Origin of the sequence: Commensalibacter nepenthis (assembly GCF_029953305.1) — a bacterium.
GTDB lineage: Bacteria > Pseudomonadota > Alphaproteobacteria > Acetobacterales > Acetobacteraceae > Commensalibacter > Commensalibacter nepenthis.
Genome location: NZ_JASBAN010000001.1, coordinates 1,441,582 through 1,457,500, shown reverse-complemented (window position 1 = coordinate 1,457,500; position 15,919 = coordinate 1,441,582). Strand labels below are relative to the sequence as shown.

17 protein-coding genes (1 of these 17 cut by a window edge) are annotated in these 15,919 nt (G+C 38.4%); 11 read left to right on the top strand and 6 right to left on the bottom strand.

Annotation, left to right across the window (positions count from 1 at the left end):
* The 3 genes from QJV33_RS06755 to spt form a co-directional block, all read left to right on the top strand.
* On the top strand, positions 1 to 808 hold the end of the coding sequence (locus QJV33_RS06755; RefSeq protein ID WP_281462610.1) for a fatty acyl-AMP ligase. 926 nt of this gene lie to the left of the window's left edge; the window shows 808 of its 1,734 coding nt (coding positions 927-1,734); its start codon lies beyond the left edge, outside the window; it ends in the stop codon at positions 806 to 808.
* 150 nt (positions 809 to 958) lie between these two features.
* The gene (locus QJV33_RS06750) at positions 959 to 1,201 is read left to right on the top strand and encodes an acyl carrier protein (RefSeq protein WP_281462609.1); all 243 of its coding nucleotides are present in this window, start codon (positions 959 to 961) and stop codon (positions 1,199 to 1,201) included.
* A gap of 14 nt (positions 1,202 to 1,215) precedes the next feature.
* Entirely contained in the window at positions 1,216 to 2,418 is a 1,203-nt protein-coding gene (gene spt / locus QJV33_RS06745) for a serine palmitoyltransferase (RefSeq protein WP_281462608.1), read from the top strand.
* Here the strand turns inward: spt and QJV33_RS06740 are convergent, their stop codons facing one another.
* Together QJV33_RS06740 and QJV33_RS06735 are read right to left on the bottom strand one after the other, a co-directional pair.
* Entirely contained in the window at positions 2,419 to 3,351 is a 933-nt protein-coding gene (locus QJV33_RS06740) for a hypothetical protein (protein ID WP_281462607.1), read from the bottom strand.
* Between the two features lie 9 nt (positions 3,352 to 3,360).
* On the bottom strand, positions 3,361 to 4,341 hold the full coding sequence (locus QJV33_RS06735; protein ID WP_281462606.1) for a diacylglycerol/lipid kinase family protein: 981 nt from the start codon (positions 4,339 to 4,341) through the stop codon (positions 3,361 to 3,363).
* 178 nt (positions 4,342 to 4,519) lie between these two features.
* On the opposite strand from QJV33_RS06735, the gene QJV33_RS06730 reads away from it, so the two are divergent.
* The 6 genes from QJV33_RS06730 to QJV33_RS06705 are packed head-to-tail and all read left to right on the top strand — an operon-like array spanning position 4,520 to position 10,425.
* Complete coding sequence (locus tag QJV33_RS06730; protein WP_281462605.1) at positions 4,520 to 5,404, top strand: metallophosphoesterase family protein; 885 nt, start codon at positions 4,520 to 4,522, stop codon at positions 5,402 to 5,404.
* A 9-nt stretch (positions 5,405 to 5,413) separates the two neighbouring features.
* On the top strand, positions 5,414 to 6,634 hold the full coding sequence (locus tag QJV33_RS06725) for an LptF/LptG family permease (protein ID WP_281462604.1): 1,221 nt from the start codon (positions 5,414 to 5,416) through the stop codon (positions 6,632 to 6,634).
* A complete protein-coding gene (locus QJV33_RS06720) occupies positions 6,634 to 7,734 on the top strand; it encodes an LptF/LptG family permease (protein ID WP_281462603.1) in 1,101 nt (366 codons plus the stop codon). Before QJV33_RS06725 ends, QJV33_RS06720 begins: the two co-directional genes overlap by 1 nt.
* The gene (locus tag QJV33_RS06715; protein ID WP_281462602.1) at positions 7,731 to 8,555 is read left to right on the top strand and encodes a sterol desaturase family protein; all 825 of its coding nucleotides are present in this window, start codon (positions 7,731 to 7,733) and stop codon (positions 8,553 to 8,555) included. The genes QJV33_RS06720 and QJV33_RS06715 overlap by 4 nt, the downstream gene beginning before the upstream one ends.
* A 9-nt stretch (positions 8,556 to 8,564) precedes the next feature.
* The gene (locus tag QJV33_RS06710) at positions 8,565 to 9,329 is read left to right on the top strand and encodes a nucleotidyltransferase family protein (RefSeq protein WP_281462601.1); all 765 of its coding nucleotides are present in this window, start codon (positions 8,565 to 8,567) and stop codon (positions 9,327 to 9,329) included.
* Between the two features lie 7 nt (positions 9,330 to 9,336).
* On the top strand, positions 9,337 to 10,425 hold the full coding sequence (locus QJV33_RS06705) for a glycosyltransferase (protein ID WP_281462600.1): 1,089 nt from the start codon (positions 9,337 to 9,339) through the stop codon (positions 10,423 to 10,425).
* Positions 10,426 to 10,451: 26 nt separating this feature from the next.
* On the opposite strand, the gene QJV33_RS06700 is transcribed toward QJV33_RS06705, so the two are convergent.
* A complete protein-coding gene (locus QJV33_RS06700) occupies positions 10,452 to 11,366 on the bottom strand; it encodes a glucosamine inositolphosphorylceramide transferase family protein (protein WP_281462599.1) in 915 nt (304 codons plus the stop codon).
* 15 nt (positions 11,367 to 11,381) lie between these two features.
* Positions 11,382 to 11,681, bottom strand: a complete 300-nt coding sequence (locus QJV33_RS06695) for a putative quinol monooxygenase (protein WP_281462598.1) — start codon at positions 11,679 to 11,681, stop codon at positions 11,382 to 11,384.
* 243 nt (positions 11,682 to 11,924) lie between these two features.
* Here QJV33_RS06695 and QJV33_RS06690 point away from each other — a divergent pair, with 243 nt between their 5' ends.
* Positions 11,925 to 12,719: an inositol monophosphatase family protein gene (locus QJV33_RS06690; RefSeq protein ID WP_281462597.1), complete on the top strand. Its 795-nt coding sequence runs from the start codon at positions 11,925 to 11,927 to the stop codon at positions 12,717 to 12,719.
* 43 nt (positions 12,720 to 12,762) lie between these two features.
* The gene (locus QJV33_RS06685; protein WP_281462596.1) at positions 12,763 to 13,599 is read left to right on the top strand and encodes a lipid-binding SYLF domain-containing protein; all 837 of its coding nucleotides are present in this window, start codon (positions 12,763 to 12,765) and stop codon (positions 13,597 to 13,599) included.
* 33 nt (positions 13,600 to 13,632) lie between these two features.
* On the opposite strand, the gene mltG is transcribed toward QJV33_RS06685, so the two are convergent.
* Entirely contained in the window at positions 13,633 to 14,595 is a 963-nt protein-coding gene (gene mltG, locus QJV33_RS06680; RefSeq protein ID WP_281462595.1) for an endolytic transglycosylase MltG, read from the bottom strand.
* A gap of 25 nt (positions 14,596 to 14,620) precedes the next feature.
* Positions 14,621 to 15,901, bottom strand: a complete 1,281-nt coding sequence (fabF, locus tag QJV33_RS06675; protein ID WP_281462594.1) for a beta-ketoacyl-ACP synthase II — start codon at positions 15,899 to 15,901, stop codon at positions 14,621 to 14,623.
* Positions 15,902 to 15,919 lie beyond the last annotated feature (18 nt).

Below are 15,919 nucleotides of genomic sequence, written 5' to 3'. Positions count from 1 at the left end.
TGGGGATATGATTCGTTCTCATATTTTAGAACAATTTGCAGAACAGTATGCTCAATATGGTTTTGACAAAAAAGCATTTGTCGCAAGCTACGGTATGGCTGAAGCAACTTTAGCATTAAGCTTTGCGCCACTTAATACAGGGGTTAAAACAGATACCGTTGATCTACATATTTTAGAAACAGACGGAATTGCTAAACCTTGCGATGATCCTAATGTTAACTCACGTACCTTTACACTATGTGGTCCTATTTTACCTGGTCATGAAATAGAAATTCGTGATGAGGAAGGAAATATTGTGCCTGAACGTCATGTTGGCAGCGTTTATGTTCGTGGTCCTAGCCTGATGAAAGAATATTTTCGTCAAGAAGAAGAAACCAAAAATGTTCTTAGCGAAGATGGTTGGTTAAGGACAGGCGATCTTGGTTATATGTTAAATAATGAGATCGTTATTACAGGTCGTGAAAAAGATTTAATTATTATCAATGGTCGTAATATTTGGCCTCAAGATTTAGAATGGTCTGCTGAGCATCATTTCAACGCCCTCAGAAGCCGCGATGTTGCAGTATTTTCTATTGATACAGACGAACATGAAGCAATTGTTGCGCTTGTACAATGCCGTTTTCTTGATCCACAAGAACGTCAAACTTTACAAGAAGAAATGACCAATTTATTTCGTCGTCAACACGGGGTCGAAGTGTCTGTGATCTTAGTACCTCCCCATAGTTTACCACAAACATCTTCGGGGAAATTGACAAGGGCACGTGCAAGAAAAATGCTGCTTAATGGTGAGTTTAATCTTAGCACATAGACATATAAATAAGGTTTTGCTGTAATAGAAATCTTGAGCTTCATTGTTAATTAGAATATCTTATTTCTAAACTTTTGATCAAAATGGCTGATTGTAAAGATTTATAATCAGCCAATATCAAACCAATCTAATTTAGAAGGTTACACCAATATGACCGACACAATCGAAAGTGTTTCTCAAACAATTATAGAAACACTTCTAGAAAATCCAAAAGTTCCACGTAATATCACGCCAAACAGCAAAATTATCGAAGATCTAGAATTCGATTCTTTGGCTGTTATGAATTTTGTTATGGAAATCGAAGACAAGTTAGACGTCTCTGTTCCATTGGATCGTTTAACAGACGTACGCACGATTCATGACCTTGCTGAAGCTATTATTTCTTTAAAGTAAAAAGTTCAATTCTTATGGATATATTTACCAAATTTAAAACTCTTGATAATGCTTTTGAGCAATTAATGTCTATTTCTAAACATAATCCGTTTGGAACAACTATTGAGAAAATGATCTCTGCAACAGTTGGTGTTATTAATGGTCAAGAAACATTATTGTTTGGAACCAATAATTATCTAGGTCTCAGCCAATCTGATGCTGCACGTCATGCCGCAGCGGAAGCCGCCATGCAATATGGAGTGGGAACAACAGGCTCACGAATCGCCAATGGTACTTATTCTTTACATCAAGAGCTTGAACAGGATTTGGCTAAATTCTTTAATCGTCGTTCTTGTATGGTATTCTCTACTGGATATCAAGCAACATTAGGAATGGTCTCCACACTGGCGGGTAAAGATGATTATCTATTCTTAGATGCGGATTGTCATGCCAGTATTTATGATGGTAGCCGAATGAGCCAAGCTCAAATCATTCGTTTCCGTCATAATGATGCAGATGATTTACGCAAACGTTTGCGTCGACTCGGTGATATTCCTGGCAATAAGCTGATTGTTGTCGAAGGTGTCTATTCAATGTTTGGGGATATTATTCCTCTTAAAGAATTTGTTCAGGTTAAAAAAGAAGAAAATGCTTATCTAATGATTGATGAAGCACATTCTTTTGGTATTTTTGGTGAACATGGTCGTGGAATAGCGGAACGAGATCAGGTTGAAGCAGATATTGACTTTACGGTTGGAACTTTTTCTAAAAGCCTAGGAACTGTAGGGGGGTATTGTGTTTCGGATCATCCTCAGATGGATTTATTACGACTTTGCACAAGACCTTATATGTTCACAGCGTCTTTACCACCAGAAGTCATTGCTGCAACAAAGGCAAACTTAGAGATTATAAAAAATCATCCAGAATTAATTCATAAATTAATGGATAATGCCTCCCGTTTTTACCATGCACTTCAAAGTGCTGGTTTCACAACTGGTCCCGACATCAGCTCGGTTATTTCTGTTATTTTAGAGGATTTACCTCAAGCGTCACAGTTTTGGAATCGTGTTCTGGAATTGGGAGCCTATATTAATCTTAGCGTACCGCCTGCAACACCAGATAATCGTCCATTATTACGCGCCAGCATCGCTGCTGCACATACAACAGAACAAATCGATAAACTTGTGCAAATTTATATTCAAGCAGCACAAGATATTGGTCTAAATTTAAAAAATTAACTAATTTTTAAAAACACCATGGCGATAGAGTTTAATCAAAATCCAGGGTGCATTTATCAAGGGATGCTTTTTTTGAAATGCTGTCAAATGAAGCTCTATCCCTTGGTGCCTATTAATCTTCCATGCAATATAGTCAGCCCCGCCACGAAATGTAAATGCTGCTTTAGTTAATCGAGCAATATTGAGGGGACGACCTAACCATTGTCGTAATTTCCATTTTTTTTGAGCGTTTGTACGTTCTCTATTTGATAAATTAACAATGAAACAATTATCTTGCGTTTTTGAAAAAGAAACCCCTAGTCCATGCCATGCTGATTCTAATAACTGAGTAAAGTAATCCTCTCTATTTTCTAAAATAGACATTGGACGATTCTTTGTTTCTACTCTTAATTCTGCACGATATGTATGGGCAAATAAATTACACCAAAAATCCTCACCGCGTCCCTCTTTAGAACCGAGAGAAGCCGCCCACCAAGATGCTGTTGTCACTGCTCTGACTAAACAACGGAAAATATCTTGATATGCAGATTGATCTCTGACCCACAAGACTTTGACTGGTTGGCAAAAACGCGCCCACATTGTTGTATCAATAGACTGCAATCCTGTTGCCCGTCTTAATTGTTCTAATGATAAGATCGCAACTTTGGCTCTAAAAGAAATTTCTCTATGTGTAAATTCATGATATTCGATATTAGGAGGTAATAATTTGTTTGCTAAATAATACCCTGTTTTACCCTGATACCAGTCAGATAAATCTTCACAAACAATATAAAAATCCAATAACCCCGATAAATCCTGTTTCCATAAACTTGAACCATAGTAGATCACACCAATCGGGTTTCTGCCTTTTAAAATTGATTGGATGAACTCAAAAACAGATTGGGGAACATCTGCAGTTTGAAAAGAAGATTTTAAAAGATCACTAAGCACCATGAACAACCATTATAAACGAACAAAAGAAAATTCTGGACCGACAGATAAATATACTTGATAGTCACTACCTGTATCGTAATGCTCTCCATCAAGAATGATTTCTTTTTGAATTTTCATTGAGATTTTTTGTGCGATTCCACTGTGATAAGACGGATGGTTACGCAACCATAAAGGGGCTTTACCACGCAACAAATTCCAGCAAGCAGAAAGCAATTTTGAAGGGTATGGACCTATATTTAAATAATGCAGCCGTTGATCGTCATGCGTCCCCCCCCAAAAAGGCCACATACCGCTGGACAAGCTCTGTAATGTCGTTGCTAAAAAGAGAAAGCTATTTTCTGATACAATTTTTTGCTGATCATATTGTAATTCACACTTTTCGCCCTTTAACCACAATTCTCTTGTTTGAGGTGATAGTAACTTTAATAAAGCAAAGATAATCGTAATTCCAACCGCCCAATCATGAGCAAAATTTTTAAGAATTGTTGGATTGTGGGCAATATTGATCGCTCTTGTAAATGCTGCTGCACCTGCGAACATTCCTAGGATAGGAGTTTTAGAAGTGTCCGACCATTCAATTTTTAAAGCATGTCGGTGTTGAACCGAATTGATTAACCGTTGCCTTTCGTGCAGGATTTTGACCCTTTGTAATGCTTGAACGCCACGCACACCAAAACCAATATCCTTGGCAATTAAATTTGTATTGCCAGACGGTAAAATAACCAATTTGGGCATTTTATCCGAATCGTAAGCGTGATAGATACCAGTCATCACTTGACTGATTGTTCCATCACCCCCATCAACGATAATGCATTCGACGTTCTCTGCAGCATAGTGAACCATCATTTGATTCAGCTTTTCGATCGTGTCAGGCATGCAATATCGACTGCCGAGCCATTCTGATGCAAACTTGGTAAAGTCTGCATTTTCTTTCTCATTTTGATTTAACCGACTGGTTGGATTTTTAATCAAAGCAATATTTTGTATCACAAACGGTTTCCAAGATTCTATATAACTTATTTTTCAAAAAGAAGATTTGTAATAAAAACCTAATATTTTATATACTTCTCTTGTCTTTTATGAAAAAAACAATAAAAAAATCAACTATATTCTGCCATACTTATATATTATCATAAAACAAAGATCATCAGCTAAAGGATAGTTACTTTTGAAACGTTTTACGATTGCTCATATTTCTGACATTCACTTACCACTAGAAACTATTCAATTTTCGAAGCTATCTCTTTGCAATAAACGTTTTCTGAGTTTTCTGTCATGGAAAAAAAGGCGTCTGATCTTGCAAAAAAAGAATCTGGATTTAATAATTCAAGATATGATTGCCCATTCCCCTGACCTTGTATTGATTTCAGGGGATTTAACTAATCTTGCCTTACCAGAAGAATTCAAACAAGCAGCTGAATGGTTACATCAACTCCCTTTTCCAAATATTCGCGTTGTTCCAGGCAACCATGACTGTTTGGTCAAAACACAATGGTATAATACACATGCTTATTGGACGCCTTGGACCAAAGCCTATGCCCAAGAAGACTATCCGATTGTTACCAAAACAGACACGGCTGCAATTATCGGTATTTCAACGGGCGTGCCAACACTACCCTTTTTTGCCAGCGGTTATATTGATCGCGACCAATTGGAACGAATAAAAGAAGCATTACACAAAGCAAAAAAAGAGAAACTCTTTCGAATCGTGATGTTACATCATCCTCCTGTTTCTGGAATTACCAAAGAAAGAAAAGCGCTCAGAAATAGAAAAGAATTAAAAAAGATTCTGAGCGAAGAAGGTGCTGAAATGATTTTATATGGTCACACGCATAAGACAACAACAACAAAATTCCTACATACCAATATTCCAATGTTGGGGATCGCCTCTGCGTCATCCAATGCTGTTCGAATACAAAGACAAGCAGCATGGCGTAAAATCACACTGGAATCACAAGAAGATATGTTACATGTTAATTTTTCAGTAAGAACTTTAGATAAACAACAACAATTTATCGAAAGATCTTCTTTTTATCTAAACCACAAACCTTAGTTTCCTGCCTTGTCAAATAATAAACTCCCTTCTCACCACAAGAAAAAATTTTGGTCTTACCTACTTCCAGGAACGTTGGATCATTATTGCTTATCTTTGGCACTACCAACTTTTTTTATCGCTCTTGGGATTATCCTCGCAGCTCTGATGCTAGAGCGTTTATTGGTATTACTTGATTTACTTGCTGCGGATAACAGCCCCCTTAGTACCTTTTTGGGACTTCTGACGGATCTTGTACCACATTATCTGGGGCTGGCTATTCCTGCAGCATTTTGCGTAGCGATTTTTGCCAGCGTAAGACAAATGAGCCTTAATAGTGAAATTGAGGCGTTGCTTAGCTCTGGCATTTCCTTATCCCGTTATTCACGCCCTTATAGAATATGTGGAATAATCATTAGCATTTTATGTATTATTTTATATGGATATATACAGCCTTATGCACGATATGATTTTCGGGCTGCTTTCTTTTATGCTTCGCATGCAGGATGGGTTCCCAATATACAAAGCCATACGATTGTCAAACCTGATGAGAATCTTGTCATGGTCGTTGATAAAGCAACCGAACATGGAACGCATTTATCAGGTGTCTTTATTCGGCAAAAAGCACTAGATAAGGTTAAAAACAAAACCACTGAACATATCATCGTTGCTGCATCAGGCTCTTTTTATACAGTTCAAAACCGCTCTAAAATACAACTTAATTTGTATAACGGACAAAATCTGACTTTAAATTCAAACAACAAGAACAATATTACTGACTTTACGAAAGCTGAAAAAAACTTAAAACAGCAAGGTAAAAAAGTAACCTTCCGTGAACGCGGGGATGATGAGCGAGAGCTCACCATTACAGAATTATTTCAACAATTACGCCACCATACCAACTCTACCTCTATTGCCGACATGAGAGCAGAATTCCATTTTCGACTTGTCAGGGCTTTATCCATTCTTGGTATTCCCATCCTTGCAACTGGACTGGCTATTATGAAAAAACGTAAAAAGCGTAACAGGGGACTAGGTATCGCAGCAATCACGTTATTAGCATATGACCATATCCAACAATTTGGCACTGAACTCGTTGCTACGGGGCATCATTCAGCCTTTATTACATTATGGATACCTTTGTTTCTATTTTTTATCATGTGCTATACTATATTATTATTTAAAAGTGGTAATTTACAGTATCTTTTTATTTTCTTATTCAAACGTTCATCAAAGCATATGGGTAAATAATGAACAATATGTTTAGGCGACATCAATTAATTATTTATCTTTCGCTACGATTATTAAGTATCGTTTTAGGCACTGCTGTTCTGTTTACCATTATTATGGAAGCATTAACCCTTCTTGAACAAATGTCTCCTATTCTGGCAAGGCATTTAGGATGGATAGGAATTGCGCACTATATGGGATTGCGATTACCTTTATTATTTAGCTCTGTTTTACCCCTGAGTATGTTAATCGGTACGATTGTGATGTTGACGCAACTGACATTGAATAATGAGGTCACTATTTTAAAAGCCGCAGGATTATCTTCTGTTGGATTTATAAGCAAATTATTGCCTGCAACCTTATTACTTGGGGTTATTTGTTTTATTTTTCATGACCAAATTACACCAAGATCAGAGTTAAATTTAGCAATTTGGTGGAATAAAACAGACCCTACGCCTGAAAAAGGCAAAGGATTTTATTTCTATCAAAATCTCGATATCATTAGTGTTGATTATATCGCTTATGGTGGCAATATGATCAAAGGGGTGACCATTTACAAACGCAAAGATTTGTCTCATCTAGAATCTATTTTCAGCGCAGAAACAGCGCAATATACCAACAAACAATGGAATCTTTCCAATGCCAAAGCATTACATATTGCGCCTGGCGTTCCCTTGGAATTTACAAAATTGACCAAACCCGAAGAGATGATTTGGGACACATCTTTAACACCACGTGCATTGGTAGGACTTTCCATGCCTTCCCTACCCCAGTCTTTACAAACAATGCTAAATCAACTATCTAATGCAGCAGAGCCATTTCGAGTACCTACAAATACGATTAAAACAACCATTTGGGCGCGATTATTCATCCCCATTATGTTCATCGTTATGTTAATTATTGCCATCCCCGTTACCTCAATCCCTCCAAGAGCTGGATTAAAAAGCTGGTTGCCTGTATATTGTTTAGGAGCTGGATTGTTGTTTATTATTTTTCAGGAAGTTCTACGCGCTTTGGGAAAAGCTGGAACATTACCAGCGCCTATTGCAGTTATTCCCTCACTGTTAATATTTATCTTAGCAGCCAGTGCTATTATTTTAATGATTGAAGAAAAAACATGAAAAGCCAATCTATCTTTCAGATTATGCGCAATCAAGAACTACGCTCTGGGCGCAGTTATGATTTAGGAAAAATGAATCTAAAGGAACTGTGGGTAGCCTATTTAACACACGGCACCATTTTGCTTTACTTTAGCCTTATTCTTGCCTGTATTGTAGGTATCTACTATACATTCACAGGATGGATGCCCGTCCTGGCTTCAACTATTGTTATGATTTTGGGCTTCCCTTTAATTTGGTATATTATCCATCGTTGGATTATGCATGCTACTTTTTTATACCAAATTAAATGGACAGCCTCTTTGTGGAAAAGGATTCACTTTGACCATCACCAAGACCCACATCTTTTGAATGTTCTGTTTGGTTCCCCTTTAAACACAATCCCAACGATCATTATTGTGGGCGGTGGAATTGGACTGGCTGTTGGTGGGGTACCAGGTGCTTTTGCTGCCATTGGAACGGCAATATACATGGCTTGTTTTTACGAGTTTTTTCATTGTATTCAACATCTTGGGTATAAACCAAAGTCCCACTATGTATTGCGTATCAAACAGCTACATATCATGCATCATTTTCACTTTGAAAAAGGTAACTACGGCATTACAAACTATTTCTGGGATAGAGTTTTTGGTACTTTCTACACAGATGCGAAAAGCCGCCCTCGTAGCCCAACCGTGTTCAACATAGGATATGATATCAAAGAAGCAGAACGCTATCCTTGGGTTATGTTGAAAACTGGATCCCCTCCTCGTGATCGTCCCGAAGGGTCTAATTTTCGTGAACAAAAAAAATCATCTACACATCAGGAACAAAAGGCAGCTTAGGATTATAATATGGAACGTGAATCTGTTAATGCTTTGATACTGGCTGGCTCCAGAGAAGGTCAACAAGACCCTTTGGCAAAACAAGCTCACGTTTCTCATAAAGCCATCTTACCTATTCTAGGACGACCTATGATTGAATATGTTGTCCAAACCTTATCCAAACTAAATATTATTAATAAAATTGCCGTTACCATTGAACAACAATCCATTGTTCAAGAGATACTTCCTGAATATATTCAATATTTACCTGCTGCCTTAGGACCCAGCGACAGTGTCATTCAAGCCATTGAAACACTTGGGACACCATTGCTCGTCACCACGGCAGACAATCCCCTATTACAACTAGAGTGGGTCAGCCATTTTTTAAATGAAGCTGAACTAACAAAATGTGATATTGCTGTTGGTATTGCATTAAAAGAACAAATCGAATCTGATGTCCCGAATACACGCAGGACTTATATCAATCTTGCTGATGGTTCTTTTTCAGGATGTAATCTTTTTTTATTCAGAACCCCTCAAGCCATACAAGTCGCAAGATTATGGCAAACACTTGAAAAACATCGTAAGAAACCCGTTAAAATGGGGTATTTATTAGGATATAAGATCATTTTAAGATATTTATTAAAATGCTTAACCAGAAATGCCCTTAAAAAAAGGATCTACAAACTCACCAAAGCCAAAACACATTTTGTGTTAATGCCATGGGGGCAAGCTGCGGTTGATGTGGATAAACCTGAAGATTTAAAAATCGTTCGTATTCTTATGCAAAATTAGTATACTCATGCGTATCGCTTACATCATCAATTCCATGGAAGGTGGCGGGGCTGCTTTTCCTATTCCTGCAATTTTATCATTGATGCGGGATTATGGGGCAGAAGTCAAAATCTTTACCCTTGCCCAAAAAGATGGTAAAGCATTACCTGCAATACATAAAGCATGTTTACCCGTTGTAGTTAGAGAGGGCGGTTTAAAAGATCATATTCAGAGTTTTTTATGGCTTCAACAACAACTCAGAACCTATCAGCCAACACATTTATGGACGTCTTTAACCAGAGCTACATTATTGGGACAATTGGCTGGATTGCAATTAAATATCCCTGTTATCAGTTGGCAACATGCAGCATATCTGAAACCATGGAATTTAAGACTTTTAAAAGCGACACGTTCTTTATCAAAATTATGGATTGGTGATTCGAACAAAGTAACGAATTTAACGCAACAGCGCCTTAAAATATCCGATGAAAACATCATCACTTGGCCAATTTTTAAAACATCTCCTGATACACCCAAAGCGAATGCATGGGAACAAGGACAAATTATTCAAATTACCTCTATGGGGAGGTTGCATCCCGTAAAGGGGTATGACGTTTTAATTAAAGCATGCCATCTATTGAATCGATATCCTCATGTTCCTCCTTACAAGATTTCCATTTATGGGGAAGGTATAGAGTATGAAAGACTGCAAACGCTAATTCAACAGTACCATTTAGAAGATCAAATCAAGCTAACAGGGTTTACGCCTCATACTGGGCGAACCCTTGCTCAGTATCATTTATATATTCAGCCCTCTCGTTCAGAAGGGTTTTGCATTGCAGCTCACGAAGCAATGGCAGCAGGGTTGCCCGTTATTGCAAGTAAAGTCGGCGAGATTCCCTTTACAATTCAAGAAAATCAAACAGGTCTGACCGTTGAACCAAATGATCCTGTTTCATTGGCAAATGCTTTATATACACTGTTACAAAAACCAGAATTACTTTATCCTATGGGTCAACTTGCAAGACAGACCGTCATGAATATTTTTTCTGAAGAACATTTTAATAGGATTGGTCGAGTAATCTTTGATCGAATGGAACAATTTTCTCCACGATAACATCACAAGAATATTTTTGAGTATCCTCAATCATTCATATACAAAGCACCTAACTTTTTTCTTGAATGAAACAGAGCATCAATTTTCAATCGTTTTAACACAGATTGATCCATTCTCTTAGCATCAATTAATGTATACTCTCCTAGTGCGCTTAATGTATGTATTCCTTGACAATATGATCCAAAAGCCGTCGCGTCTGCTGTAATTTTTTTCACACAATGCGCTTCAAATTTTTCTGAGGTCAAATGACTAATCTTTAAAAAAGATATTCCACCCCCATAGGTCATTGTGCAATCTTGCGTCGGCAAAAAAATCTCGGAATCTGTAACCAAGACATTTCCACCAGGTCGAGAACTAGACGGCGTAATACGAACAGGGTTTTGAGAATGTGGCTGCCAAGGTCCTAATAAATTCTCAGAATAAGCAACAGATAAAACACTTTGACGGCTATATCCTGAATCGGCTGGCGTATAAAACATCCACCATAAACCATTATGAAAAAAGACACTAGGATCAATAGCTATTTCTGGAAAAATAAACTCTGATACAGATTCCCATTGATAAGGGAAACATTTCGCTTTGTACAATGTTGTTCTGCCCGACTTATATGCCTCTGGCAGCATATAAATCTGTCCTTGATCTTTGATAATCATCGGATAAGACAAATGCCATGGCTCTTGCAACACCACAGTTCTATCCAAAAGATGCAATGCTTCGTCAAGGATTAAAACCTCTATACGCCCATGACGATCTTTGTAATCGTACCCTTCAGCAAAAATATAGAATTTATTGTCCTGATGTAATCCAAAAGGGTCGGCCAAAAATCGAAAGCTTGGCTCTTTATTCAACCAATGTACAGCACGAATCCCTTGGGAGACAACTGTTTTCATTGGGGATTTAATAATCCCTACACGCCAAATATCCGTCTCATAGATAGACACGCGTCAATAATCCTCTTAGTCTTTAATTTCTTCCAACAATGACACTTCCATGGGTTGCTCTAGGTAAGGGGTAACTTTCTTTACCAAATTTTGGAAATGCTCTGTCTTCATATGAAGATCAAGCGCTGATTGACTGTCCCAATGTTCTATAAACACCATATGATTATGGTTCCCTTGTTCAAAATGAACCGTATAAAAGCGATTCCCCACCTCTTTGCGTGATTGAGCAACACATTCTTTGACAACGGTAGAAATTACTTCCCACGCATCGGATTGCAAAGCACATTTTGCAATAACTTTTAATTCTTGTGACATTTTGTTCCATCCAAAATATTTTTAATTATTTTAAATTATATATGTAGAGTTTTATATTTATTGATATCCATCTTTAAAAAGCATAGAATCGACACTGAAAAAACGAATATTGCCATCATTTATTCAAAAACAAATCATATATCTTATTTAGTTTTAGCATATTTTCTTAACGATCAGCAAAAAAGATATTATTAATATCGGTATTATATAAATTACAATTTCTTTGTCGAGGTTAACCTAATTATGACGGATGCTCTTTCTCATCGCTTTGACGCTGCACAAACTATTGTTCAAAAAGCCGCTGAAATGGCTATGGCAATGCGCCCAGCACCAGGAGGGCCTCAGGGCTCGCTAAAACATGCTCAAGACTGGTTAACAGAAACAGACGGAAAAGTAGAATCTTTCATTTCCCAAGAAATTAAAAAACTGTTTCCAGAAGATGGCTTTCAAGGTGAAGAAGAAGGACAAACCAGAACCGGTGCATTAAGATGGGTCGTTGATCCTATTGATGGCACGTCTAATTACGCCAGAGGTCGTAACAGATGGTGCGTTTCCCTTGGTTTGATGGAAGGAAACACCCCAATCCTTGGAATTATTGCCGCCCCACCTGTTCAAGAATTCTATACCGCAAGACTGGGTCATGGTGCTTTTATGAATGGTCAGCGCATTCATGCCTCTCCTGTCACAGATCCCAAAATTGCAATGGTTGAGCTAGGCTGGAGCCATGTTAGTAAAAGAGAAGAATTCTTAAAGCACGCCAATGCTATCTTGGAAACAGGCGCTATGATTCGCACATTAGGTTCTGGAACAATGTCTTTGGTCGACGTCGCCAGTGGCAGATTAGACGGGCACTTTGAAATGGCAATCAATCTATGGGATGTAGCTGCCGCACTTGTCTTATTACAAGAGGCTGGGGCAAAAACTTCACCTTTCCTTGAAAATGGTGGTTTACATCAGCCGACTCCCATATTAACCACAGCACCAGGATTAGCCGATCTTCTATCTAAAACGGTCAATATCCCTTTACAGTCTGCTTAATACTTTTATTTTCAAATTTTTTTATGTTTAACAGATGGAACAAATGAAATTTTATAAATATTTTTTACTCTGCATGACTGCTGCATTTGGGATGAATATTTCCAATGCAGCACATGCAAGTACAAAATCAGAACAATCCTTGGTCGATCATGCAACCCTAGCAGTCCAAGATATTTACAGCAATGTCTCTACAGACAATAATCTTTATAGCCGTCTAAAAGAAGCCAGAGCAGTTATGATTTGCCCAGCAGTAACTCGAATCTCTTTGGTTTTCGGAGGATCAGGGGGAAGTTGTGTGTTGCTATCCAGAGATGCCAAAGGATCATGGTCTAGCCCCGCTTTTTATAAAATGTCCAGCGGATCTTTTGGAATACAATTAGGCGTAGAGAATGCTGAAATCATGTTATTTGTGATGAACGAAACCAGCTTACGTTCCTTATTAGATAGCCAATTTACAATGGGAGCCAGTGCTTCTGCAACCGCTGCAACGGCTAATAGTAGTGCCGATAGCGGCGCATCCAATATTTATACTATTCAAAAAAGTTCTGGATTATTTGCAGGCGCTGCTTTGAAAGGTTCTAAATTAAAAATTAACAGCAAATCAAATCATAATTATTATAATGAAACTGTAGGTCCAGAAGATATTGTCATTGCAATGCGCGTCAATAATTCAGGAGCCGATCCATTGCGCCGTATTCTTATGAAACTAAGCAGTGAAGCAACAGGATCAACCAAAAAAACAAATATAAAAAGCAACAAAAAGCAACAGGACGACGATAACAGTGATATAGATTCTGGAGCCATTCAGCTGGCACCAAGCGGAAATAATAGTAATATTAAATCAGAGAATTTAGCACCACCACCCGCTAAAAAATACTAATGATTTATCGAACTGAATAGCCAATTTATTTGGCTATTTTTTTTCTCTGTAGGACTGAACGTTATGGTTATGTTCGGTCAAAGTGCTAGAGAAGCTATGCCCACCCGTTCCATTGGCAACGAAATACAGCATATTCCCCTCCGCAGGATGTGCCACAGCTTCCAAAGCTGCTTTACCTGGAGAACAAATCGGAGTTGGAGGCAAACCAGCTGACCAATATGTATTATAGGGACTTTCAACTTCCCAATCCCGTCTTAGTAAAGGTCGGTCTAGTTTACCATGACCATCAGTCAATGCATAAATCACCGTTGGATCTGACTGTAACCGCATATCTTTTTGCAAACGATTGATAAATACGCGTGCAATCATTGGGCGCTCACGACCCAATGCTGTTTCTTTTTCTACAATAGAGGCAAGAATCAATAATTCTTGAGGCGTTTTGATCTGTGCAACAGGTTGGCGATCTTTCCACACTTGATCCAAAGTCTTTTGCATCGCCACTTGCGTTCTTTGTAATAGTTTTTCCCGAGAATACCCATATTCATACGCGTAAGTCTGGGGTAAAATGCTTCCCTCTACAGGAACCTCTATTTGACCTGTTAAAAAAGGCGCTTGATTAATCAAATTTGCAATTTGATATCTTGTTAAGCCTTCAGGAATGGTAAGTTCATGTTGCACAGGCTTTGCATGACGTAGGATTTGTAAAACTTGACGTATAGACGCATGTCTTGGAAAAGCAAATTCTGCTGCATGCAATGCGCCCTGATTCGCAGTTATTTTAGCAGCAATTTGAAATATGAACTTATCTAGAAAATTATTTCCAATAACATGCTCTGTTTGTAAACGCTTTAAAATTGCTTCTGTATTCCCCCTTGGAATCACAACATTTTTTTGTGCCTCCAAAATTCCAGGTCTGGAATAAATACTTTTTCCAAACACAAAAACAACAGCAAAGAAAACCAATAATGCGCCCAAAAGAATGACGAATTTACGCATTATGATATATCCTTAAGCTTTAAATTTAAACCTTTTTGAACAGCAAAGAAGCATTTGTACCACCAAATCCAAAACTATTAGATAGAGCAATATTCACTTGGCGTCTTTGTGCCTCATGGGCAACACGATCAATAACTGTTTCCTTAGAAGGATTATCAAGATTTAATGTAGGGGGTACAACATTATCACGAATAGCAAGCAAAGAAAAAATCGCCTCTACTGCACCTGCTGCCCCTAACAAATGACCAATTGATGTTTTGGTAGAGGACATTGCTAATTTTTTACCAGCATCGCCAAATAAACGCTCAACAGCCTCTAGCTCAAGGTCATCTGCTTTGGTTGATGTACCATGTGCATTGACATAATTAATATCTTCAACAGCAACACCTGCATTTTTAATCGCTGCACGCATCGCACGATAAGCACCATCATGACCTTCAGCAGGTGCTGTAATATGATAGGCATCACCAGACATTCCATATCCAATAACTTCCCCATAAATCTTTGCACCACGAGCTTTGGCATGTTCATATTCTTCAAGAACGACAATACCAGCACCCTCGCCCATCACAAAGCCATCACGATCCTTGTCCCAAGTACGAGAAGCCTTTTCTGGTGTATCATTAAATCCAGTAGATAGCGCACGCGCTGCAGAAAATCCAGCGATCCCCAAGGCACAGACTGCGGCTTCGGCACCACCAGCAACCATCACATCCGCATCACCCAACGCAATTAAACGCGTTGCATCACCAATGGCATGAACCCCAGAGGCGCACGCTGTTACAGCTGCATGATTAGGTCCTTTGAAGCCATATTTAATCGAAACATAGCCAGACACTAAATTAATTAATGAGGATGGAATAAAAAATGGGGAAACCTTGCGACTTTCACCTTCGTGAACTTTCACCGAAGTTTCATAAATCGTTTGTAATCCACCAATACCTGAACCAATCATTACACCTGTGGCGCAACGTTCATCTTCGGCTTGTGGCACCCATCCAGAATCTTCAACAGCTTGAATCGCCGCAACAAGACCTAAATGAATAAAACGATCCATTTTTTTTTGATCTTTGACAGGAATCCATTCTGCAAGATCTAATTTGCCTTCACTCTTCGTTCCCGCAGGCACTTCACCCGCAACACGAGCAGGAAGACCAGAAGCATCAAAGCTGCTGATAGCATTAATGCCACTTTCACCAGCAACAAGACGCTTCCATACATTATCGATACCAATTCCAAGAGGGCTTACGATCCCCATACCAGTCACAACGACGCGACGCTGACAAATCAATTTATTTTCTGCCATCTGGTTAACCTATGTGCC

Excerpts from the sequence above, each read along its gene's own strand:
- mltG (WP_281462595.1), bottom strand. The coding sequence starts at position 14,595 with ATGCGTAAATTCGTCATTCTTTTGGGCGCATTATTGGTTTTCTTTGCT.
- QJV33_RS06710 (WP_281462601.1), top strand. The coding sequence starts at position 8,565 with ATGGAACGTGAATCTGTTAATGCTTTGATACTGGCTGGCTCCAGAGAA.
- QJV33_RS06690 (WP_281462597.1), top strand. The coding sequence starts at position 11,925 with ATGACGGATGCTCTTTCTCATCGCTTTGACGCTGCACAAACTATTGTT.
- QJV33_RS06715 (WP_281462602.1), top strand. The coding sequence starts at position 7,731 with ATGAAAAGCCAATCTATCTTTCAGATTATGCGCAATCAAGAACTACGC.
- QJV33_RS06750 (WP_281462609.1), top strand. The coding sequence starts at position 959 with ATGACCGACACAATCGAAAGTGTTTCTCAAACAATTATAGAAACACTT.
- QJV33_RS06685 (WP_281462596.1), top strand. The coding sequence starts at position 12,763 with ATGAAATTTTATAAATATTTTTTACTCTGCATGACTGCTGCATTTGGG.
- QJV33_RS06705 (WP_281462600.1), top strand. The coding sequence starts at position 9,337 with ATGCGTATCGCTTACATCATCAATTCCATGGAAGGTGGCGGGGCTGCT.
- QJV33_RS06720 (WP_281462603.1), top strand. The coding sequence starts at position 6,634 with ATGAACAATATGTTTAGGCGACATCAATTAATTATTTATCTTTCGCTA.
- fabF (WP_281462594.1), bottom strand. The coding sequence starts at position 15,901 with ATGGCAGAAAATAAATTGATTTGTCAGCGTCGCGTCGTTGTGACTGGT.
- spt (WP_281462608.1), top strand. The coding sequence starts at position 1,216 with ATGGATATATTTACCAAATTTAAAACTCTTGATAATGCTTTTGAGCAA.
- QJV33_RS06740 (WP_281462607.1), bottom strand. The coding sequence starts at position 3,351 with ATGGTGCTTAGTGATCTTTTAAAATCTTCTTTTCAAACTGCAGATGTT.
- QJV33_RS06695 (WP_281462598.1), bottom strand. The coding sequence starts at position 11,681 with ATGTCACAAGAATTAAAAGTTATTGCAAAATGTGCTTTGCAATCCGAT.